The sequence below is a fragment of the Microthrixaceae bacterium genome (assembly GCA_016702505.1).
In the GTDB taxonomy this organism is placed as follows: domain Bacteria; phylum Actinomycetota; class Acidimicrobiia; order Acidimicrobiales; family Iamiaceae; genus Aquihabitans.
Window position 1 is genome coordinate 346,157 of sequence record JADJDU010000030.1, and the last position, 21,860, is coordinate 368,016.

Here is a 21,860-nt window from a genome sequence, read left to right on the forward strand (position 1 = left end):
GGCAAACGCCCGAGACGGACTCAGTCCGTCGGTTCCAGCACGAACAGCGGGATGATCCGGTCGGTGGCGGCCTGATAGTTGTCGTAGTCGGGCCACACCGCCATGGCACGGGCCCACCATGTGGCCTTTTCGTCACCGTCGACCTCACGCACCGACAGGTCGTGACGTTCGCCACCGTCTTGGATCCGGACCACCGGGTTGGCCCGGATGTTGTGGACCCACTGGGGATGGGTGGGTGCTCCCCCCATCGATCCGATCACCGCGTATCGACCCTCCCCGTCGGCGACCCGCACCAGCGGCGTCTTGCGGACCTTGCCCGACTTGGCTCCTAACGTCCACAGCACCATCCACTGGTCTCCGACCAGCTCGCTGGGCTCGGACCCGTCGCTGCGCTCGTAGCGCTCGATCTCCAAGGCGATCGGCTCCCACGGGCTCGGTTCGTATTCGGCATCGAAGGCGGACACAGGACAACTCCTCTGGGTGCGGATCGGTTCCGGCGACGAGTCAACCACGCCGGAGCACCGGTGCGTCGCCCGGCGGGTCATCCTCGGGTTGTCCGCCACGGCGTCACATCCATCGGGTACCCATGGTCGCTACGGTGCCAACCGGGCAAGGAGAAGCGACGAGTGAAGACCCTGGGCAACATCTTGTGGCTGGTGCTGGGGGGCGTGTGGCTGGCCCTGGCCTGGCTGATGTGGGCGGGGATCCTGGCGCTGACCATCGTGGGGATCCCGTTCGGTCTCCAATGCATCAAGTTGGCCGAGTTCAGCCTTTGGCCCTTCGGACGTCAGGCGGTTGCCGACCCTTCGGCCTCCAAGCTCGGGGCCATAGGAGCCGTCCTGTGGTTCATACCCGGATGCGTGATGTTCGTGGCCTATGTGAGCTGCGGAGTGGCCCTGTGCCTCACCATCATCGGCATCCCCTTCGGTATCCAGACCTTCAAGATGGCGTTCCTGGCCCTGGCACCCTTCGGCAAGAAGATCGTCACCGTCCCGAGCTCCTAGGTTCAGGCCCGTGACCGAACTTCCCGCCGGCATCTACGAACTGCTCATCACCGAGGGCCTGGAAGCCCGACTGAGCGCACTGTCCGACGGGCTCACCGCTGACCGGGCAAAGCTGGACCGGGCCGAAGCCGCCGACCGGATCGCCTGGCACATAGGCCGCGAGGTAGAGCGGGCCATCGCCGGCGTCGCCGAGGCCGATAGGACCAAGGTGGGGATCTCGGTCGCCCGTGTTCTGATCGAGCGGCTGTCGGAACTGGTTGGTGTGGACCGCGCCGCCGCACCAATCGAGGCCGGCGCAACCCTGCGGGCGGTGACCGAGACGCGACCCGACGGTCGGCCCGGCACCGTCGACATCCCGCTCATCCCGCTGCTCGACACCACCCTGCTCACCAACTCCCCCGGCGAACCGACCCTGTGGAGCCAGCTCCGTTCCGAGATCGACTCGGCTGACCGCATCGACGTGGTGATGGCCTTCATCCGTCGCAGCGGTATCGCGCCCCTCCTCGATGCGTTGGGACGCCATTGCGAGAGGGGACGGGACCTGCGGGTGCTGACCACCACCTACACCGGTTCCACCGAACAGGCGGCACTGGAACAGCTGGTTCAACTCGGGGCCGACGTGCGGGTTTCCTATGACGTCACCACCACCCGGCTCCACGCCAAGGCCTGGGTGTTCCACCGCCGTTCGGGGTTCTCCACGGCGTATGTGGGTTCATCGAACCTCACCCATTCGGCTCAGGTCACCGGGATGGAATGGAACCTGCGGGCCTCCCAGGCCCGCAATCCTCATGTGATCGCCAAGTTCGACGCCGTGTTCGACAGCTACTGGGCCAGCGGCGACTACGTCGGCTTCGACCCCGATCAGTTCCAGGCCGAGCAAACCCGTGCCGGCCGAACCGATCACGGCCCGATGGTGATCCTCAGCCCGATCGAGATCCACCCACTCCCCTTCCAGGACCGACTCCTCGAGCTGCTCGCCGTTTCCCGTCAACACGGCCATCACCGCAACCTGCTGGTGGCGGCCACCGGAACCGGCAAGACGGTGATGGCCGCCCTCGACTACGCCCGCCTGCGCGACCAACTGGGACGCTCCCGTCTGCTGTTCGTCGCTCACCGCGAGGAGATCCTGGACCAGAGCCTGGCCACGTTCCGCCACGCCCTGCGCGACTCGTCTTTCGGTGAGAAGTGGGTCGGTGGAGCCCGGCCCACCCGCTTCGATCACGTCTTCGCGTCGATACAGAGCCTCAACGCCGCCCAGCTCGAGGACCTCCCGCCCGACCACTTCGACGTGGTCATCGTCGACGAGTTCCACCACGCCGCGGCGGCCTCGTACCGACGGGTCCTCGACCACCTCCGCCCGATCGAGTTGCTGGGCCTGACCGCCACCCCCGAACGCAGCGACGGCCTGCCGGTCCTGAAATGGTTCGACGACCGCATCGCCGCAGAGCTGCGGCTGTGGGACGCCATCGACCAGCAGTACCTGGTGCCCTTCCAGTACTTCGGGGTCCGCGACGGTATGGACCTCACGAACGTTCCCTGGCGACGGGGCGTCGGCTACGACCCCGAAGCACTGACCGCCTGCTACACGAGCTCGGATGCCTGGGCCCGGCTGGTGGTCAAGGAGGTGGCCCGGCGCTGCGACGTCGCGGCGATGCGGGCCCTCGGGTTCTGCGTGAGCATCGATCACGCCCGGTTCATGGCCCGCAACTTCAGCCGCCACGGCATCCCCGCGGTGGCCATCTGGGGTGACACGCCCCGCGACGAACGCCAGGCCGCTCTGGCAGACCTGAAGGCCGGCCGGGCAAGTGTGGTGTTCTCCGTCGACCTGTTCAACGAGGGTGTCGACGTCCCCGCGGTGGACACCGTGCTGATGCTGCGCCCCACCGAGAGCCCGGTCCTGTTCCTCCAGCAACTCGGACGCGGCCTGCGCAAGGCCCGGGGCAAGCCGTTCTGCACGGTGTTGGACTTCGTGGGAACCCACCGTCGGGAGTTTCGCTTCGACCGCCGCTACCGGGCTCTGCTCGGCGGTGGCCGCAGCGACGTTCACCGAGCGGTCGAGACGGGGTTCCCGTTCCTGCCCACCGGCTGTCACATGGAGCTCGACCAGAAGTCAGCCGAGGTGGTGCTGGCCAGCATCCGCAGCGCCATCCCCACCAGGTTCACAGAACGGATCGACGAGCTGCGGTCCCTGCGCCGCAACGACCCCATGCTCGGGCTCGCCGGTTTCCTCACCGAATCGGGCCTCGACCTCGAAGACCTGTACACCGGCGACCGCTGCTGGTCAGATCACTTGGCCGCCGCTGACCAACCGGTCCTCGAGGCCGGCCCGTCCGAGACATCGCTACGCCGGGCCATCGGCCGCCTCCTCCACGTCGACGACGGCGAGCGCCTCACCCGCTACCGCGACCTGCTGTCCGGCGAACGACCGATGGCCGCCGACCTCGGGGTTAGGGATCGGCGCCTGCTCCAGATGCTGGTCGCCTCGCTAGGGGACCAGGTGCTCACCAAGGACCACACCCTCCAAGAGGGCGTCGACCTGGTGTGGTCTCACCCCCAGGTCCGAGCCGAGGTGGCGGAGCTGACCACGGTGCTCGGAGACCGGGTCGATCACCTGCACCAACCGTTGTCCACCCACCCCGACGTACCCCTCCAGGTCCACGCCCGCTACTCGCGCATCGAGATCCTGGCCGCCACCGGAGCAGCCGGAGACCGAGGCCAGGCCCCAGCGTGGCGGGAAGGGGTCAAACACCTGCACGACGCCCGCGCCGACGTCTTCGTGTTCACCCTCGACAAGTCCAGCGGCAGCTTCTCCCCCACCACCCGCTACCGCGACTACGCCATCACCAGGAACCTGATCCACTGGGAGAGCCAGTCGCGAACCACCGAGGACAGCCCCACCGGCCTCCGGTACCGAAACCACGTGGAGATGGGGCACTCGATCCTGCTGTTCGGCCGCCTTCGAAACGACGACCGCGCCTTCTGGTTCCTGGGCCCCGCCACCTACCGGAGCCACGAGGGTGAACGCCCCATGGCCATCACCTGGGAGCTCGAGGTCCCCCTCCCCGGCGACCTCTTCGCCTCCTTCGCCGCCGCAGTCGCCTGACCAGCTCCCCATCAAGAAGCACCCGTCAAGAAGTACCGGCACCAACGACCGCGATGGCGAGGGGAAGGCGGGTGACCCTGGGCGTGCGTACTCTTCGCCGCATGAGCGAGAACCCCCGGGTTGCCGTGTACTGGGACTTTGAGAACGTGCACGCCTCCCTGCTTGACGAACTCCGAGGCGACGGGGCCTATCGGCGGTCCTTCTATGCACCCCAAGAGACCATCGTGGACCTTGAACCGGTCCTCGACTTCGCCGCCGCCTTCGGCTCGATAGCGGTCAACCGAGCCTACGGAAACTGGCAGTGGTTCGGGAAGTACCGGGGTGCACTCCAGGCCCAGGCCGTCGACCTTGTTCAGATGTTCCCGCTCAGCGGCCTCAAGAACGGGGCCGACATACGTCTCGCCCTTGACGTCCTCGAGGATCTGCACCAGTACGAACACATCAGCCATGTGGTTCTGGTGGCCGGTGACAGCGATTACGTGGCACTGGCCCAGAAGTGCCGCAAGCTCGGTCGGGCGTTCATCGCCGTAGGCATGCCAAAGACGAACGCCCTGTTCAAGGCGGCATGCGACGAGTTCAAGTACTACGGCTCACTCACCGAACCGGTGCCGAGCCACGAGTCGACGCTGGACCCAGCCCTCATGCCCGCAATGGAAGAGGCGGTCCCGGCGTTCGACATGGATCACGCCGCCGCCCTCATACTTCGGGCGCTCAAGCAACTCCGCTCCGGCAAGGACACCCCCTGGGTCAACAAGGCAGGCGTCCGGCCGATGCTGGTGCGCCTCGACAGCTCCTGGGACGAGTCGCGTTATGGCTTCAAGAACCTCTCCAGTCTGTTGAGCGCTCTCGATGGTCTGGTCGCCGAACGCACGGTTGACAACCATCGAGATGTGGCTCCCCGCAGCATGGTTGAAAGCAAACCGAAGGAGGTCGTCGTCAGCACGGCCGCCGATCCGGCGGATGCTGTATCGAGACCGACGGAACCGCAGATCTCTCCTCCCCCGGGGGCCGATGAGCCCGCCGCTGTCGACCCTGTCAACCCTGTCAACCCTATCGACCGAGCCCTTAGACGCCTCCAGGTTCGACTACCCGATGACCGGCACAGCCTGTGGATGTCACCGGCTCTACTGCTGCAGATATTCGAGTCGGCACCCGACCGGACCCTACCTAGCCGCCAGGACGTTGTAGCGAAGCTTCACGGCACACTCCAGGCCCTTCGCCCCGATGCCAGCGAGACGGATGCCCGCAAGATCCAGCAGATCTACTTCAAGGTAGGCAGCTTCGACCTGCTCGGCCGAGACGTCGGCATACGCCTTCTGATCACCGACGAGCAGGAACTGACCGAACGGTTGGCCCGTGGCCTGTTGGAACGGGTTCGGAGCCAGACGCCGGACCTCCTCGAAGATGAGCAGGTGCTAATCGACGGTCTGTGCGGCGACCACTGCCCCCAATCTGCGGTCGAGACAATCCAGAAGGTCCGCCTCGAACTGACATGAGCGTGGACGACGGTCACGACTCGACCGACGTGGTGACCAGGATCCGAACCGACCACATGGCACTACCCACCAGGAGCCCGAAGGCCAAGGGAAGCCCGAACAGGATCATCATTCCGCCGCCGATGTTCGCCCCGATCACCGGGGCTGTAACCACCCGGGCCGTCAGACCCACGATGACCCCGGCCGCCACCGCCGCGCCCACCGGCAACCACCAAGGGCCGTCCCAGCGTCCCCGACGGGCCTCGATGGCCAGACCCAGTACAGCCAGAACCAGAAGAACCAGCGAGGCGCCGCCGACCAGGTTCTCGATCCCGTCACTGATCTCGGGCCCGCGGACCATGTAGTCGTAGTCGTCGGGGTTGGATACCGCAGCGGACCCGACCTCGTTGTTGGCGACCGGACCGGTCATCCACCACGCCGTCACCGGGCTGACCAGCACCAGCACGACGGCGGCGACCCTCCCAGCCCACGACGTGCCTCGCCGCCGCGGCTTCAACTCCTCCCCTGGCGGCGGGGCCGCATTCGTTTCTCCCTCTACTCGTGACATGCCACCACTCTGTCCACTTCCCCACCCGGTGGCCATGGGTGGTTCCCCCCAACTCGGCTTGGGTGCTCTGGTCTCATGCCCCAGCGGTAGGTTCAGTGGCGGTGAGGGGGTTTCTCGACATTCCCGAGGCGCTGTGGGTCGCCCAAAACGAATTGGCGTTCGCGTTCGCTGACCGGTTCCCGGTCAGCCCGGGCCACACGCTCGTCGTCACCCGCCGGCTGGTATCGGACTGGTGGGCGGCTACGCCGACCGAGAAGCTGGCGGTGCTCGAACTCATCGAGAAGGTCAAGGCCCAACTCGATGAGTCGCACCATCCGGACGGCTACAACATCGGCTTCAACGCTGGCCAGGCAGCGGGACAGACCGTGTTCCACCTTCACGTACACGTGATTCCCCGCTACCAGGGCGACATGGAGGATCCCCGGGGCGGTGTCCGCCACGTCATCCCCCACCGCGGCAACTACCTGAGACGTACGGCCTCGCAGGCTCCTGGCCCTGATACGGCCACGGCCCCGCCAGCGTCGTCGTCGTCGCCGCCGTCGCCGTCGCCGCATCCTCGGCTGGTCACCCCGTCGGAAGGTCAGATGCGCGTCGAACTGGTTCGAAGCCTGGCCCGGACCGACTTCGACCGGATCGACCTGCTGGTGAGCTTCCTCATGCGCTCGGGCGTGGATCTCCTCGCCGCCCACGTGGATGAGGCGCTGGCTCGTGGAGTTCGGATCAGGGTTCTCACCACCGACTATCTGCACATCACCGACCCCGCAGCCCTGGGCTTCTTCCTCGACCGGGTTGGGACCACCCCCGAAGGCGGGGCCCTCGACGTGAAGGTGTTCTCCGATGCCGCCACCAACTTCCATCCCAAGGCCTACCTCTTCTCGTCATCGCGCTCGGCCGAGGGGGTCGCTCTGGTCGGGAGCAGCAACCTGAGCCGATCCGGTCTGGAGCTCGGGATCGAGTGGAACCTGATGGTTCAACGCATCGACGCGCTCCATGACGAGTTCGAGTCGCTGTGGTCGGACCCAAGAGCTACCACCGTGACCACCGACTGGCTGCGGTCCTATGACCAGCGGCGACTCCTCTCACCCAGGTTTTGGACCGAAGCCGCGTCCCCGGTGCCACCACCCGAACCTGGCGAACGCTCCGGTCAGGGCGGGTCGGACAGCGCGGACGGGCCGGACGGACCGGGCGGACTGGACGGGCGGGGCCGACCGGACGGGCTGGGCGACAGCCCCGGGTTGGTCGCCACTTCGCCCGACGCCACCGGCGTCTTGCCGACATCGGGTTCAGGCTCCTCACCACGTCCGACTGCGGTGCAGGCCGAAGCCCTAGCCGCGCTCACCGCCACCCGGATCGAGGGGAACACCGCCGGGCTGGTGGTGCTGGCTACCGGCCTGGGCAAAACCTGGCTGGCGGCATTCGACTCGACCCGCCCCGAGTTCAGACGGACGCTGTTCGTCGCCCACCGAAAAGAGATCCTCCTTCAAGCCCGAGACGTCTATCGCCGGATCATGCCCACCCGTTCCCTGACCCTGTTCGCCGGGGAGGAGCAGGACATGAGCGGCGATGTGGTGTTCGCCAGCATCCAGTCACTCCACCGCCACCTCGAAGGGATCGATGCCGGGGCCTTCGATTACGTGGTCGTAGACGAGTTCCACCACGCCGAGGCTCCCACCTACCGACGAACCATCGGGCATCTCCGACCCCGGTTCCTGCTCGGGCTCACCGCCACGCCCGATCGCACCGATTCCGCCGACCTCATGGCGCTGTGTTCGGACAACCTGGTCTACGAATGCGGACTGACCGAAGGCATCCGCCGGAACCTCCTCAGCCCATTCATCTACCGCGCCATCCGTGACGTGGCGGACTACGAGCAGATCCCCTGGCGGAGCCAACGGTTCGATCCGGCCGAGTTGACCGTCCAACTCGAGACCGAGCAGCGGGCCCGACAGGTCTACGACGAATGGGTCAAGCTTGGCGGTAACAGTCGCCGTGCCATCGGCTTCTGTTGCTCGATCACCCACGCCCAGTACATGGCCGACTTCTACAGCGCGCACGGGGTGGATGCCCTGGCCGTGCATTCCGGGCCCGACTCGGCTCCGCGAGCCGAGACCCTGGAGCGGTTCCGCGCCGGTCAGATCCGGGTGCTGTTCACCGTCGACCTGTTCAACGAGGGGGTGGACATCCCCGACCTCGACGTGGTGATGCTGCTGCGCCCGACCGAGTCGCCGGTGGTCTTCCTCCAACAGATCGGCCGAGGACTGCGTCGCTCTCCGGGTAAAGAGCGCCTGGACGTGGTCGACCTGGTGGGCAACCACCGCTCCTTCCTCGTCAAGGCCCATCTGTTGGCAGCACTGGTCGGCGCTCGGCCGGCCACCAACCGCGAAGCGGTGGAGGTGTTGGGTTCAGACATGACCACCCTGCCCGAGGGGTGTTCGATCATCGTCGACACCGAGGTGGTCGAAATGTTGCGGGCCCTGACCGCCCCGGACCGTCGCCAGGACCGTCTCCGAGCCACACTCGACGCCTGGCGCTCCCTGCACGGCGACCGTCGCCCCACAGCTCTCGAACTGTCGCTCGCCACCGGCACGGCCCATGAGCTGAAATCAATGGGCGGCTGGTTCGGTGGCCTCGGCGCCCTCGGCGAGCTGTCGGGTGAGGAGGCAGCGGTCCTGGCCGCAGTACCGGACCTGCTCGCCTACGTGGAGCATGGCAGTTACACGAAGTGCTTCAAACTGATCACCCTCCGGGTCCTCACCGACAACGACTCGCTGCGCGACGGCATGGATCTTGCCGACCTCGCCCTGGCTTCGCGCTGGGCGATCGACCGTGACGCACGGCTCCGCCAGGACCTGACCGATGCCGCCTTCGCCACTCCGCTCCGGCCGACCGCGGCCGAGTGGCAGGCCTACTGGCGCAAGAACCCGATAGCGGCACTGACCCGCACCCCCCAGGGCCGTGAGGAGCCGTTCTTCTCACTTCACGAAGACCGTCTCACCCTCGTGTCCCAGGTGCCGGACCACCTGTGGCCGACCCTCACCGCCATGATCACCGAGCTGGTCGATTACCGCCTCCACCGATACCTGGAGTCCCGCTCCACCCGCCGCCCAGGAGAACAACGCAAACCCCTGGACCCCTCCGGAACCCCACTGGACGCCACATTCACCCTTGAAGATGTGGACGGCATCCCTACGGCGGTCTACTTCGGATCAGCCGGCGGAAGTGCCTCGAGTCGTTCAGCTCGAAACACGGATTACGTGGCCGGAGTCGACGTGGTCCTTGCGCGAATGCGTGACCTGGACATCGTGATCGAGGACGCATACGTGGACAGCACCACGGTCTCCGCGCTCACGTTGACCGACCGCAGACTCAGCCCCCACGATGGCGCCAGCTACCCGATCCAACTTCGCGATGTGGAGGATCTGGCCGCGCTGCGGAGGGCGCTGCTGCGCTCGATGGCCCGGGTCGGACAGCCGCCGGGAACAACCTCGAGCGGCAACAGCCGTAAGGCGATGCGCCTCGTCATCTCCGGGGCCTCGACTCACTCCCCACGCGAACTGGCCGACACCCTTGCGGGCCTCCCGCCTGAACCAGGTCTCGACGTAATGACCTCATGACGGCCGAACTTGGGCGTCACTGGCTAGCTCTTGTCGGCGGCTGCATGCCCACGATGGGTCGCCTTTTAGCCACTGTTGGTGACTCTGCCGATTTTTTATGGCTGGCTCTGTAATTCCACCGCTTTTTGTCACTGGGGGTGGGGATCATGGGGTCATGGACCACTTCGACCACGAGCGCCGCGATCCCGACGGGTGGAGTCCGGGCCACATCGACTGGGGCACGGGCCATGAACGCGCCAGCGATGAGGTCGGGAAGAAGGCTGCCCCGGGCCATGGGCGGGTTTGTGGGACCGGGGTGAGCGCGCCACCGGTCCCGTCCGAGGGCTGGCAGCTGACCTGGTCGAGGCACTCGACACCCTGGCCGGGCCCGAAGGTCTCGACGACGACACGCTGAGCGAAACGGTGATCGAACTGATGCGGTTCCGGTCCCTCCTCGACGCGAAGGCCGCCAGCTTCGTGGCCCGCTGGGACGCACGTGTTGTGGGCCAACGACGGATCCAAAGCCCCCGGAGCCCGACTCGCCCGAGACGTCGGCTGTCGCCGCCAAACAACCAACCGCGCCGTGCACACCGCCCGCTCCACCCGTTCCATGCCCCTGGTGTCAGCCGCATGGCAGACCGGGGACATCTCAACGGACCACGTCGAACGACTCACCCGCGCCGCTACCCCCCGAACGGGCCGCCGACTTCACCGCCGTAGAAGAACACCTCGTAACCGTCGCCACCACCGCCGACTGGACGACCTTCGAACGAACCGTCGCCATGTTCGAAACCGCATCCGACGATGCCCACAACGACCCCACCAACCCCGATGACCTCGACCGACGAGACAAGAGAGAACGCTCCCACCGAAACGCCCGCGCCATCCAGATCGGCAACCGTTGGGAACTCCTCGGCAGCCTCGACAAGGTGTCAGGCCAGATCGTCGCCGACACCTGGGAACGCATCAACCACGAACTGTGGGAAGCCGACCTAGCCACCGCCCGCACCCAACTCGGCCCCGACGCCGATCCCACCGAGGTCGTGCGCACCGCACAACAGATCCGCACCGCCGCCCAACGCAACGCCGACGCCCTGGTCGAAATGGCCACCCCGCGCCGCCACCACTCCGACAGATGGCCAACGACCCCGACCTCTCATCACCGTGATCGTGTCAGCCGGTGAACTGTTCGGCCCGATACGAGAGACCTTCAACGGCCTTGTCTCAACCGCCTCGAAATCGCCAAACTCCTCTTCCAAGCCGACTTCGAACGGATCGTGTTCTCCCCCACCGCTCAACCCGTCAACATCACCAGCCCCCAACGATTCTTCACCGGCGGATGGCGACGAGCGGTCGAAATCAGAGACCGCCACTGCCAGCACCCCACCTGCGACGTACCAGCCGAGTACTGCCACGTCGACCACATCACCGAACACACCGACGGCGGCACCACCAGCATCGACAACGGCCGCCTCCTATGCCCCCGCCACAACCACCAACGCCCCGGCCGCAGACCACCAGCCGCCCGAAGGTCAGCCGCCAACCCCGACGACGACCCTGACCAACCCGGGTGAGTGCAACCGCTGCCACAGGAAGGATCGGCAACCCAGCCCGATGGAACGTCAATGCCCCTTCAGCGCACGGTTGGAGTGATCATTACTCCGCTCAAGGTCGAGCGACCGACCCCGCGCACGACGTCGGTCGAAGCAGGCCACCGGCTCCGGCCACGGCCACTGCCACCCCAGTCCCCACCCCAGAGCCGGCACCGATCAACAGGCGACGCCGTGGTGATCCCTTCGGTCATAGTTCACTTTTCCCCACAGTGTGCGTGCCGCCCGATCTGGTTTCAGGTCCCTTTCCGATCAAAGCGGAAGGCACCGCCTGAAGCGTCGCGTGAATGAACGATCAACAGTGCATCGGTTCCACCTCCGACGGCAGCCGCGACGGTCTCGTCGGGCGAATCGCAGGTGGGGATCGGAACCGCGACCTCGTCGTCGACGACCTGAATGACGGTCACGCACAGGTTGGAAGCAGAAGACGATTCCAAGGTCACCGTCTCATAGTCGGCGCCCCCTTCAATTGGCAGGGTCGCCACGTCCCCCAGCCCTGACAGTTCACCGCGCCACGACGCCGTGAGATCGTCGACCTGAGGATCGGCGTCCACGAATACCGCCATATCGACGACACGGGTTCTGCCGGCGACCGAATTGTCCTCGAGGACGACCTCATAGGTACCCGCGTCTGGCACCCAGACATAGGCCTCCCCCGAGTGGGGCGAGTCGTTGTCATCGAGCAACGGGGTGGAGTCGCCGCATAGACCGACCACGGCGGAACCACCGCCGGGGCCGCCGATGTTGGCGCTGTAGTCGACACCGGCCGGGCACTCCAGGACCAATGTGATCACCGACCCGGCGGGTACCTGCACATCGCCACGCAACGTCAGCTCGGAGTCGGCTGGCGGGCTCGGATCAGAAATGGGGGCGAGCTTGCCCTTCAGGCGAAGTGCCGGCCTGCCTGTCGTCGGCTCGGCTCCGCCGGACCTTGTCGTAGTCGGGCGATCGGGCGGCGCTTCGTCTGCCACCGACGGGGAATCGCTGCGTTGTTCCACAAGTTCGGTGTAGGCCTCGACGTAGTCGTCGCGCCCCGAGGCCACCAGGTCGAACGCACATGCGTCGATCTCGGGTGTGGTGGCCGCCCTTCCCATGGACTGGTGGCAGCGACGTCGAGCCTCTCGGAACTCGGTGGTCGCCAGCTTCTCGATGTCTCCGGGGTAGTCGCGGTCGGTGTAGGTGTCGGTCGACTCACCGGCGCCGTAATCGAACAACGACGTTTGATCGGTTACACGCCACGAGTCCGCGAATCGACCATGAATCGCATCGGGATCGTTGGCGTTGACCTCGACACCTTGGGCGGTTCGGACATCATCGAGCGGGTCACCGTTGGCGGAACCGAGCAGACCGACCATCTGTTTGGCCGTCGCCACCGGCGGCGTCACCTCCACGAAGAATCCGTTTCTGAACTTGAGGCGAATCCCAGTGCCGTCGGCGGCGGTCAGGACCCAGTTACGACTGTCCTCGCGTGTCAGGGTCCACCCGCCCATGGTCCCGCCGGCCAGGTCGCCCCGTTCGCCGTTGTGTCGCACTTGAACCTCGTCAGGATCGGACAGGTAATCGGCAACGGTGAACGTGACCCGGTCATCACCTAGGCGGACCGCCACCGAGGTGATGAGCGAATATCGGTCGGCGGCGGTCGCTGCCGGAGCGGTCCTGATCTGAACGTCGAAGTCGGGAGCGGAGGCCAGCACGAACTCCCCCGCCGCCATCAACTCGTAGGCGATCCCATCCATGGTGATCATGTGGGGATCGCCGTCACTTGACCCCTTGGGTCGCTTCGGTTTGCAGTGCTTCTTCTTGTCGAACTTCTCGGCCAACATCGTGACCATCCCGGCCTCGTGGGAAGCCGAGAAGCCGACGGCAACGTCGGTCGAGTTGAAGAACCTCATGCCGCCGTAGTTTCCGTTGGGACAGGCGCACCGCGCCTCGTCGACGCACAAGACGATGTCCTCGTCGGAGCCGAGGACGATGTTCTCCCGATCGTTGGCCAGCGAGACGAGGTGGCGACCCTTGTTGCGCACCGTCACCACGTCCACTCCTGAACCGAACACATGCGCTTGCAGCGCGTGGGAGAAGTTGGACGGTCCGGAGAGGTTCGTTCCACCGAGGTTGATAGCACGACCCTTGTCGAAGTTCTCGTGCTTGCCTTCACCGAGCCCGGCCCATGGCATCGTCCACGACGGATGTTGATAGGCCTGAGTTCGGACAGTTCGCGTCGGCCATGCCAGCAAGAAGCGGGGAGAGTTGAGGCCCGCCTGAGCCAGGACAGTCTCGGTGGATCCCGATGCCCGCAGTGCGAGCTTTATCGAGGCGTAGGGGTCTAGCCCTTCCGCAGCGACTGCTTCCCACAATCCGGCGCCGCTGTAGCTGCGAGCGCTGAGCGGCGCTTCCCGAGCCGCGAACCAGGCCAGGAAGAACTCATCGGGCTGAACCTGCTTGCGGTAGTAGTCAAGGCCGGCGAAGTCGGCCCCGCCCTCTATCACCCATTGGGGTGAGGATGCATAGACGGTGGGCGCCCATTCGAACTGCACGCAGTGAAACAACTCGTGAGCGATGACGAACTTCGTGTAGCTCGGGCCTACCTCGCCAAGGTTGTCGTAGAGCGACGGGTAGAAGGTGATGAGGCAGCCCAGATCCTCCTGGCTGGCCGTGGCGTAGGCGTCCAGACCCTGTCCGGTGGTGAACGGTGTCGTCGAAAAGCTGAGTGTCAGGTTGGGCAACCCGACGTTGCCGAGACGAGTCCTCCACCCCTGGGCGATCTGGGCGACGAGGCCGGTGAAGAGCTTCTTTAGCTCCGCGTCAGGTTCGGCCGCGGCGGCGCTGACCGTGCCCGACGATGCGGCGGACCGGGAGAAGGACTGCCGAATCCCTGGCCCGGCTGGCGACGAGGTCGGGGGCACAGGGATCGACGACGGGCCCGGGATCGGGTCGAGCGGTGATTCCTCCATCGTGGTCGGCGTCGCCTCGCCATCGGTCGAGTCACCACTCAGGCCAGATCCCCATTCCGGTGGTAGCGGGATGGACGCATCTTCGGGCGTCACCGGGATTCCCGGACCGAACTGAGCCAGCACCTCAGCCACGCGGGACCGCTGCTCGGGCGTGAGGTCGCTCTTGAACTGCTCGACCAGGCCCAGTGCTCGCGTCGTTGACACCGGGCCAGGTTCGGTGAGCTCAGAGGTGGTCGCCCCCGGCATTTCGCCGAACGCCAGGTCGAACAGGTCCACCGCAACCTGAGCATCGAGACCGTCGGTGTCCTCCCTGAGCGCGACCTCCTCGGCGATGGTCGATGGAACCCATTCGGGCTGCACGACGTCCTCGTACCCTTCCTCGCCGACGACCTGGCCGTCCAGAGCCACGTCGGATGCCGATGCTGGCGCGGTGTCCCCCGACCGTGGGGTGGGCGCCGAGTCGTCCTTGGCATCACCCGAACTCGAACACCCCGAGGCCAGGAGCACCGTGGCCAGGAGCACTAGTAGCACTCGAGTGCCTCGCCTCATCGCTGCGCGCCCTTTCGATCCCGGGCGGTCCCAGCAGACTGAACTCGGCTACCCGGTCTCGAGGTGTCGGTTGGTCCGCCGTATCGATTCATCGCAGCATCGTTGCATGAACTTCGAAGGGGTGTCGCCGGGGTGGGACCAGTCCGACTCGGCGGGTTGGTCAGGTGATCGGTTCAATCCGACAGGTCAGGCTGTCGGCTCGGGTCGAGGTTCAGGTGTCGCACAACCCATCTCCCGGCAGGCCGGGCTTCGTCGATGAAACGAGCAAGACCGAGCCGCCCCGCTCGGGTCAGCGGATTTGGCGGATCTCCTCGTTCTCTCCCCACGATTGATCGGCGGTCAGGACCGCCAACCCGAGTCGGTGCCCGAGGGCGAGGCAGAGGCGGTCACCGAGCGACAACCCCTCACCTCGACGCCAGCGCGTGGCCGCCCATTCAGCGTCGACCTCCAGTACCGGTTCGATCACCACGTCGTAGCTGGACAGAAGCCCCCGAACCAGAGACCAGTCCCCACCCGCCGCGATGACCTTCTGTGCCACCTCGGAGAGATTGGCGGTGCTACACGCGGCCCGCTGAGCTAGAGCAGCACAGGTTGGAAGCGGGTCGGTGGGTTCGTCAGGCGATCAGTTCGATCCGACAGGTCGGCCCCTCGGCTCTGGCCAAGCGCCCATCGAGCGTGATCAAGGTGGCATCCAGCGCCTCCGCCAACGCCACGTAGGCGGCGTCCCAACCTCTCACGTTCTCCCTCAATTCCCAAGCCCGCGACAGCAATCCCCGGTGGCCATACCGCTCGCCTGGCCACATCCGCAGGTCTGCTACCGCCAGGGCGGCCGCGGTTGAATCCAGTGATCCTGACAGGAAGTCGCGCCGAATGAGGCTGAAGACTTCGATGTCGACCACGTGGGGGGCCGCCTGTTCGGAGTCCTGTCCCATACGAGTTCGAATCGACTCCGACCGAGGTGTGTCGACCAGCACCTCATACAGACAGGAGGCATCCACGATGATCACGTCGGCCATGGACCTCGAAGTTCATCTAGCGCTTCCAGCGTCTCCCGATGGGTTCTCTCACCGCTGCGGCGTCTCGTCCTCTCCAACCACTCGTCAATTGACGGCCGGGCTGCCAGACGTTCCGTCTCACGGCGGAGGAACTCCGGAACCGATAGGCCCAGTTCCCCAGCGCGCTTGGCCAGCGCGTCGTAAACCTCATCGTCCACGTCACGAATCTGAATGGTACGAGGCATAGACGCATCATATCATGCAAGGTCGCATCTCTCAGGCGGACCGACTGAGGTGGGACGCCGCGAAGGACAGGTGGCGGGCGGCCATCTTCCTCCAGTACCCATAGGTGTGCCCGCCCGGCTGGATACCTCCGTCTGGTTCCGCCCCAGCGGCCATCAGTCGCTGCCGGAGCTCTCGGTTGGCTTCGGCAAAGGGATCGACGTCACCACAGTCGATGCGCAGCGGGACCCCGACCAGCCGATCGACCTGAGCCAGCACTTCGTGGCGACGGAAATCAGCCTCGTCGTCGAATGCGCCATCGGCGGAGGAGTCGAAGGACACGAACAGTGCCGCGCTCAGCGTCGAGACCGATCGGAGCGGCGGGCTTTCACCACTGGCTGCCAGAGCTAGCGCCCCGAAGCCACCCATCGACCAGCCGAGAAGGCTCAGCCTGTTGGTGTCGAGCCCTCTAGCGGCGAGGAGCGGCAGGAACTCCTTGATGACCATCGCCCTGCTATCGGTGCCGTCGGCCCGGCCATGCCAATACGACGTCCCACCATCGACCGTGGCAATGGCGAAGGGAGCGCTTCCACGATGAACGGCTTGCGCCAGAAATCGGTCCAATCCCAAGTCAGCGAACGCGGTGCCATGGTCGCCCGATCGACCGTGGAGAGTGAGCAGGACGGGAAGGTCATCTCCCTCGACCGCTCCTGGCGGGTACGAGACAGACCATCCGATGTCAGAGGCCATTTGTTTGGAACCGAAAGACCCCTCGACCCGGGGACCCGGCTCGACATCGGGGATGGGGAAGTCGATGTCGTCGAGTCCAAGCGCTCGATGGAGTCTCGCCCTCCCCGGCAGGGTCCCGCGTTCGACCAGCAGGCCTCCGAGCCCGACAGCCCCCACCCCAGCAGCAGCACCAATCAACAATTGGCGCCGGGTAAGTACCGAATCCCTGGTTCCGGTCACGTCACTAGTTGATGATCTCAGCCGCTAACCCAGCACCGTCGACCAGGGCGGTGAAGTAGACGTGGTTCATCACGATCTCGGGCCGGTAGTTCGACGGAAAACGGCGCTCACCAAGTCGCCAGCCGCCAGACCAGCAACGGTGCCATGGAAGAACGGACCCTGGTCCGAAACGTCGCGCACCAGTCGACGATACCGGCCATTCCGCCTCGATCAGAGGTACAGGTGTCGCTCACGCCATCGCCTGGCAGGCTGGTTTCGTGGACGAAACGAGCGAGACCGAGCTGCCTACAGCCTTTGCCGACCCGACCGAGCCCGCCCAAGCTCAACCAGGGGCGTCCGTCAGTATCGAACCGGCGAGGGAAGCCAAGGTCGGCTCCACGACCGTTCGCCGCGCGCTGCCCCGAAGGGCACGGCGCACCGTCGGGGCCTGGTGCTTCGCTGATCACTTCGGCCCCGCCAAGGCCGGGTTGGGTGCCATTGGCCCACATCCTCACATCGGACTCCAGACCGTCACCTGGCTGTTGGACGGGCACCTGCTCCACCGTGACAGCCTCGGGTCTGAGCAGCCGATCCGCCCTGGCCAGCTCAACTTGATGACCGCCGGCCGCGGGATCGCCCATGCCGAGGAGGCCGACCTCACCCGTACCGGCAGCTCCCATGGGACCCAACTCTGGGTGGCGCTACCCGAGGCCACCCGCAACGGCGACGCCGCCTTCGAGCACCTTGAAGACCTACCACGCGTCGACCTCGGGCGAGGCACGGCGACCCTGCTGATCGGCGGATTGACAGGACCCACCGGCGCGGGACTCCGCTCGAGCGCCCGAGCCGACACCGACCACTTCGGAGCCGAGGTGGATCTGCGCGGGAGCGTCGGCCTGGACCTGGACGCCGGCCACGAACATGCGATCTACCCGCTCGACGATGACATCGAGATCGAGGGTCGACGACTCGCGGTGGGCCAGGTCGCCTACCTTGCGCCGGGTCGTTCGGAGGTGACGCTGTCACCCATTGGCGATGACTCCACCGGTGGGAGCTACCGGCAACCGATGCGGGTGATGCTCCTGGGAGGAGTGCCATTCCCCGAGGAGGTGTTCATGTGGTGGAACTACGTGGCCCGGTCCCGAGATGAGGTCGACGAGGCCAACCGTGCCTGGGGGGCAGGCTCGGACCGTTTCGGGGACCCGGGCTCCGCACTGGCCCGCATCCCCGCTCCCACCCCACCGTGGACAAAGGCCACCGACTGAACCTCACGGGTCGACCGTCTATCTCTGACCCATGAGGCCTGTGGGCCAAATAGTCCGGTGCCGCGCTGAGCGAGGGACCGATGACCGACTCAGTCCAGGTCAATTCGCCCGGTCGCGGTCAACGTTCCGATATCGCAACGAAGGGGCAGCAACCCGTTCACGGTGCGAGACCGCATGACCCCACGGATTGCCTCGCCGATCTCCACGATCGAGGTCCCATCGGGCAAATCCCTCGCAAACCGAGGTGAGCCGTAGGTCCGTTCCCCGAGGAGCACGTCGACCTCGTTGGGAGTCACCTCCAGAACGTCGTGGAACTGGTCGAGGACCACACGGTCGAAGTGCTGACGCAGTCTCTCGGGACCGACACCAAGGGTGAAGGGCGGTACCGCCGCGGCCATCCGCCTGGTCCGCCGGGTGGCGTCCTCGGGCGGAAGGCCGACCAGGATCAAAGCCTCGGTCATCCAGTCATAGACGTCGGCCATGTGGTGACGTCCGTAGGCGGTCACGTGGAGAACCCCGTCCGGGTGCATCAGGCGCACAGCGCGATCGATGCATCGGTCGAGGCGAGGTCCGCGCATCAGGTTGAGGACGAAGTTCAACATCACCAGGTCGGCCGAACCTTCGGGGATCGCCAACTCGTCCAGGATGTCGGCGTTGATCGTCTCGATCTCCAGGCCGGCGTCCTGCGCCCGACGATCCAACTCGTCCAGGTACCGCTGGTTGTTGTCCACGGCATGCACCGCTCCGTCAGGACCCAACGCTCGTGCGACCGCCAGGGCGAACCGGCCACGCCCACAGCCGAGGTCGACCACCGAGCGCACCTGGGCGAGGTCCATCCCACCGACCACCCATGAGACCAAGTCCACGGGAGACGTGCTGTGGGTCTCCTCGAATGTGTCACCCGGTCGGCGGGTTTGAACAGTTGAGGTGGGTCTCGAGCCACCGCCCCCAACATCGTTGCCGACCCCGTCCATCGGTAGCCGGTTCTCAATACTCGCCATATGCACTCCCTCCTGAAGACGTCGGCCCTAGGTACGCCACCGCCGTGACAGCGACGGGCGTCTCAAACATTCGGGCATGGGAGCCATCTCGATTGGCGCCGCCCGGGATGCTGCTTGGCCATGCAAGATGGTCTCGGACTCGGGATCAGACCATCAGTCCTTCGTGGGTTCGACGGACATGCGGAGCCGAGGTCATGCCAGTGCCCTGAGGTAGATCTCGATCTCGGCCACACGGAGCTCGAGCGGCTTGCGTTCCGCCCTTCTCCGAGCGGTCTCAAAGGGTGACCCGGTGACCACTGGGTGAGAACATCAGTATTTGTTGGCAACTCCCCTGGTGTTTCACTGCCTTTTGTCACTGGGGGTGGGGATCATGGGGTCATGGACCACTTCGACCACGAGCGCCGCGATCCCGACGGGTGGAGTCCGGGCCACATCGACTGGGGCACGGGCCATGAACGCGCCAGCGATGAGGTCGGGAAGAAGGCTGCCCCGGGCCATGGGCGGGGTTTGTGGGACCGGGGTGAGCGCGCCACCGGTCCCGTCCGAGGGCTGGCAGCTGACCTGGTCGAGGCACTCGACACCCTGGCCGGGCCCGAAGGTCTCGACGACGACACGCTGAGCGAAACGGTGATCGAACTGATGCGGTTCCGGTCCCTCCTCGACGCGAAGGCCGCCAGCTTCGTGGCCCGCTGGGACGCACGCGTGTTGTGGGCCAACGACGGATCCAAAGCCCCCGGAGCCCGACTCGCCCGAGACGTCGGCTGTCGCCGCCAAACAACCAACCGCGCCGTGCACACCGCCCGCTCCACCCGTTCCATGCCCCTGGTGTCAGCCGCATGGCAGACCGGGGACATCTCAACGGACCACGTCGAACGACTCACCCGCGCCGCTACCCCCGAACGGGCCGCCGACTTCACCGCCGTAGAGGAGCATCTCGTAACCGTCGCCACCACCGCCGACTGGACGACCTTCGAACGAACCGTCGCCATGTTCGAAACCGCATCCGACGATGCCCACAACGACCCCACCAACCCCGATGACCTCGACCGACGAGACAAGAGAGAACGCGCCCACCGAAACGCCCGCGCCATCCAGATCGGCAACCGTTGGGAACTCCTCGGCAGCCTCGACAAGGTGTCAGGCCAGATCGTCGCCGACACCTGGGAACGCATCAACCACGAACTGTGGGAAGCCGACCTAGCCACCGCCCGCACCCAACTCGGCCCCGACGCCGATCCCACCGAGGTCGTGCGCACCGCACAACAGATCCGCACCGCCGCCCAACGCAACGCCGACGCCCTGGTCGAAATGGCCACCCGCGCCGCCACCACTCCGACAGATGGCCAACGACCCCGACCTCTCATCACCGTGATCGTGTCAGCCGGTGAACTGTTCGGCCCGATACGAGAGACCTTCAACGGCCTTGTCCTCAACCGCCTCGAGATCGCCAAACTCCTCTTCCAAGCCGACTTCGAACGGATCGTGTTCTCCCCCACCGCTCAACCCGTCAACATCACCAGCCCCCAACGATTCTTCACCGGCGGATGGCGACGAGCGGTCGAAATCAGAGACCGCCACTGCCAGCACCCCACATGCGACGTACCCGCCGAGTACTGCCACGTCGACCACATCACCGAACACACCGACGGCGGCACCACCAGCATCGACAACGGCCGCCTCCTATGCCCCCGCCACAACCACCAACGCCCCGGCCGAGAACCACCCCCCACAAGACGCCAGCCACTCACCGAAGACGACGACCCCGACCAACCCGACTAGACCGGATAACACGACCAGCGGGCACACGGCCCCACGTAGCCACCATCGTTTGGTCGGACCCGCACGAGCAACCGCCAGATCAAGCCGGGAAGAGACCCCGACTCGGCGATCTACTCGAGTCGGATTGTGTAGCCGTGGCCCACCGACCACAGCTGTTCCCAGCTGACCTCGTCGAGTGGCTCGGAAATGCCCGACCTCGGGAGCAGAATCGGTGAGGTAGCGCTTGTTGCCGGTTCCCCGCCACACATGGATGCCTAGCGTTCGAGCCACCCGAGGGTGGCGCGGACCGCGGCGTCGCCGGCCTCGATGATCGCCCCTTGGACTCGAGGGTTGTCGGTGACGGCGTACAGGACCGACAGAGACTTGGGTGTCTTGAAGGTGAGGTCAAAGCCCGGCCGAAAACCAGAACTGGCCTGCGGAGGGTTCCGCAGGCCAGTCGTGGTGGGCGATGAGGGAGTCGAACCCCCGACCCCCTGCGCGTCATGCAGGTGCTCTAACCAACTGAGCTAATCGCCCGGGGACCGACAAGGTAGCAGCCCCGTCGCTGTAGCCCGAACCCACAAGCCCACGCTGGCATTCACCCATCGACATACACCGGTAGCCTGCTGGCGGAGCACGCTATCGGCAGGGGTCCGCCGGTGACGAGCATCCAAGTCCGCTCCAACTGGAGGTGCCGTGATGGATTCCTCGACGACGCCAGTCGGCACCCTCTACGGGCCTGGATCGCGCGACCTGCAGGAGCAGTTCGACTCCCGGCGCATCGCCGATCGACTGGCCGAGCTCACCGTGCACGATGC

At 65.9% G+C, this 21,860-nt stretch carries 17 protein-coding genes, 1 tRNA gene and 1 pseudogene; 8 read left to right on the forward strand and 11 right to left on the reverse strand.

Annotated features, from left to right (window positions below; translation table 11 throughout):
* Positions 1-20: 20 nt before the first annotated feature.
* Entirely contained in the window at positions 21-545 is a 525-nt protein-coding gene (locus IPG97_18740; protein ID MBK6858524.1) for a nitroreductase family deazaflavin-dependent oxidoreductase, read from the reverse strand.
* Between the two features lie 81 nt (positions 546-626).
* Here IPG97_18740 and IPG97_18745 point away from each other — a divergent pair, with 81 nt between their 5' ends.
* From IPG97_18745 to IPG97_18755, 3 genes are all read left to right on the forward strand, one after another.
* Positions 627-1,004: a YccF domain-containing protein gene (locus IPG97_18745; GenBank protein ID MBK6858525.1), complete on the forward strand. Its 378-nt coding sequence runs from the start codon at positions 627-629 to the stop codon at positions 1,002-1,004.
* A 10-nt stretch (positions 1,005-1,014) separates the two neighbouring features.
* The gene (locus IPG97_18750) at positions 1,015-4,107 is read left to right on the forward strand and encodes a DUF3427 domain-containing protein (protein ID MBK6858526.1); all 3,093 of its coding nucleotides are present in this window, start codon (positions 1,015-1,017) and stop codon (positions 4,105-4,107) included.
* A gap of 101 nt (positions 4,108-4,208) precedes the next feature.
* The gene (locus tag IPG97_18755; protein MBK6858527.1) at positions 4,209-5,603 is read left to right on the forward strand and encodes an NYN domain-containing protein; all 1,395 of its coding nucleotides are present in this window, start codon (positions 4,209-4,211) and stop codon (positions 5,601-5,603) included.
* A gap of 13 nt (positions 5,604-5,616) precedes the next feature.
* On the opposite strand, the gene IPG97_18760 is transcribed toward IPG97_18755, so the two are convergent.
* On the reverse strand, positions 5,617-6,150 hold the full coding sequence (locus IPG97_18760; GenBank protein MBK6858528.1) for a hypothetical protein: 534 nt from the start codon (positions 6,148-6,150) through the stop codon (positions 5,617-5,619).
* Positions 6,151-6,245: 95 nt separating this feature from the next.
* Here IPG97_18760 and IPG97_18765 point away from each other — a divergent pair, with 95 nt between their 5' ends.
* The 3 genes from IPG97_18765 to IPG97_18775 all read left to right on the forward strand — a co-directional run bounded on the left by IPG97_18765 (position 6,246) and on the right by IPG97_18775 (position 11,317).
* The gene (locus IPG97_18765; GenBank protein MBK6858529.1) at positions 6,246-9,764 is read left to right on the forward strand and encodes a DEAD/DEAH box helicase family protein; all 3,519 of its coding nucleotides are present in this window, start codon (positions 6,246-6,248) and stop codon (positions 9,762-9,764) included.
* A gap of 761 nt (positions 9,765-10,525) precedes the next feature.
* Complete coding sequence (locus tag IPG97_18770) at positions 10,526-10,927, forward strand: hypothetical protein (GenBank protein ID MBK6858530.1); 402 nt, start codon at positions 10,526-10,528, stop codon at positions 10,925-10,927.
* 93 nt (positions 10,928-11,020) lie between these two features.
* Positions 11,021-11,317 carry an HNH endonuclease gene (locus IPG97_18775; GenBank protein ID MBK6858531.1) on the forward strand — a complete coding sequence of 99 codons (297 nt, stop codon included), beginning with the start codon at positions 11,021-11,023 and terminating at the stop codon, positions 11,315-11,317.
* A gap of 272 nt (positions 11,318-11,589) precedes the next feature.
* Here the strand turns inward: IPG97_18775 and IPG97_18780 are convergent, their stop codons facing one another.
* The 6 genes and pseudogenes from IPG97_18780 to IPG97_18805 form a co-directional block, all read right to left on the reverse strand.
* Complete coding sequence (locus IPG97_18780) at positions 11,590-14,826, reverse strand: VWD domain-containing protein (GenBank protein MBK6858532.1); 3,237 nt, start codon at positions 14,824-14,826, stop codon at positions 11,590-11,592.
* 316 nt (positions 14,827-15,142) lie between these two features.
* Positions 15,143-15,391: a VapC toxin family PIN domain ribonuclease gene (locus IPG97_18785; protein MBK6858533.1), complete on the reverse strand. Its 249-nt coding sequence runs from the start codon at positions 15,389-15,391 to the stop codon at positions 15,143-15,145.
* A 76-nt stretch (positions 15,392-15,467) separates the two neighbouring features.
* The gene (locus tag IPG97_18790; protein MBK6858534.1) at positions 15,468-15,860 is read right to left on the reverse strand and encodes a type II toxin-antitoxin system VapC family toxin; all 393 of its coding nucleotides are present in this window, start codon (positions 15,858-15,860) and stop codon (positions 15,468-15,470) included.
* A complete protein-coding gene (locus tag IPG97_18795) occupies positions 15,857-16,093 on the reverse strand; it encodes a hypothetical protein (GenBank protein ID MBK6858535.1) in 237 nt (78 codons plus the stop codon). Before IPG97_18795 ends, IPG97_18790 begins: the two co-directional genes overlap by 4 nt.
* A gap of 31 nt (positions 16,094-16,124) precedes the next feature.
* Positions 16,125-17,039, reverse strand: a complete 915-nt coding sequence (locus IPG97_18800; GenBank protein ID MBK6858536.1) for an esterase — start codon at positions 17,037-17,039, stop codon at positions 16,125-16,127.
* Between the two features lie 10 nt (positions 17,040-17,049).
* Positions 17,050-17,219: pseudogene (locus tag IPG97_18805) on the reverse strand (NAD(+)--rifampin ADP-ribosyltransferase).
* Between the two features lie 77 nt (positions 17,220-17,296).
* Between IPG97_18805 and IPG97_18810 the strand changes: the two are divergent.
* The gene (locus IPG97_18810; GenBank protein MBK6858537.1) at positions 17,297-18,283 is read left to right on the forward strand and encodes a pirin family protein; all 987 of its coding nucleotides are present in this window, start codon (positions 17,297-17,299) and stop codon (positions 18,281-18,283) included.
* Between the two features lie 89 nt (positions 18,284-18,372).
* Here IPG97_18810 and IPG97_18815 read toward each other — a convergent pair whose 3' ends face one another.
* Positions 18,373-19,119: a class I SAM-dependent methyltransferase gene (locus IPG97_18815; GenBank protein ID MBK6858538.1), complete on the reverse strand. Its 747-nt coding sequence runs from the start codon at positions 19,117-19,119 to the stop codon at positions 18,373-18,375.
* A gap of 543 nt (positions 19,120-19,662) precedes the next feature.
* Here IPG97_18815 and IPG97_18820 point away from each other — a divergent pair.
* On the forward strand, positions 19,663-21,063 hold the full coding sequence (locus IPG97_18820; GenBank protein ID MBK6858539.1) for a DUF222 domain-containing protein: 1,401 nt from the start codon (positions 19,663-19,665) through the stop codon (positions 21,061-21,063).
* Between the two features lie 254 nt (positions 21,064-21,317).
* Here the strand turns inward: IPG97_18820 and IPG97_18825 are convergent, their stop codons facing one another.
* Positions 21,318-21,551 (reverse strand): relaxase domain-containing protein, encoded by a 234-nt coding sequence (locus IPG97_18825; GenBank protein MBK6858540.1) that lies wholly within the window; start codon positions 21,549-21,551, stop codon positions 21,318-21,320.
* A tRNA-Val gene (locus IPG97_18830) sits at positions 21,503-21,579 on the reverse strand. Before IPG97_18830 ends, IPG97_18825 begins: the two co-directional genes overlap by 49 nt.
* Positions 21,580-21,860: the final 281 nt, after the last annotated feature.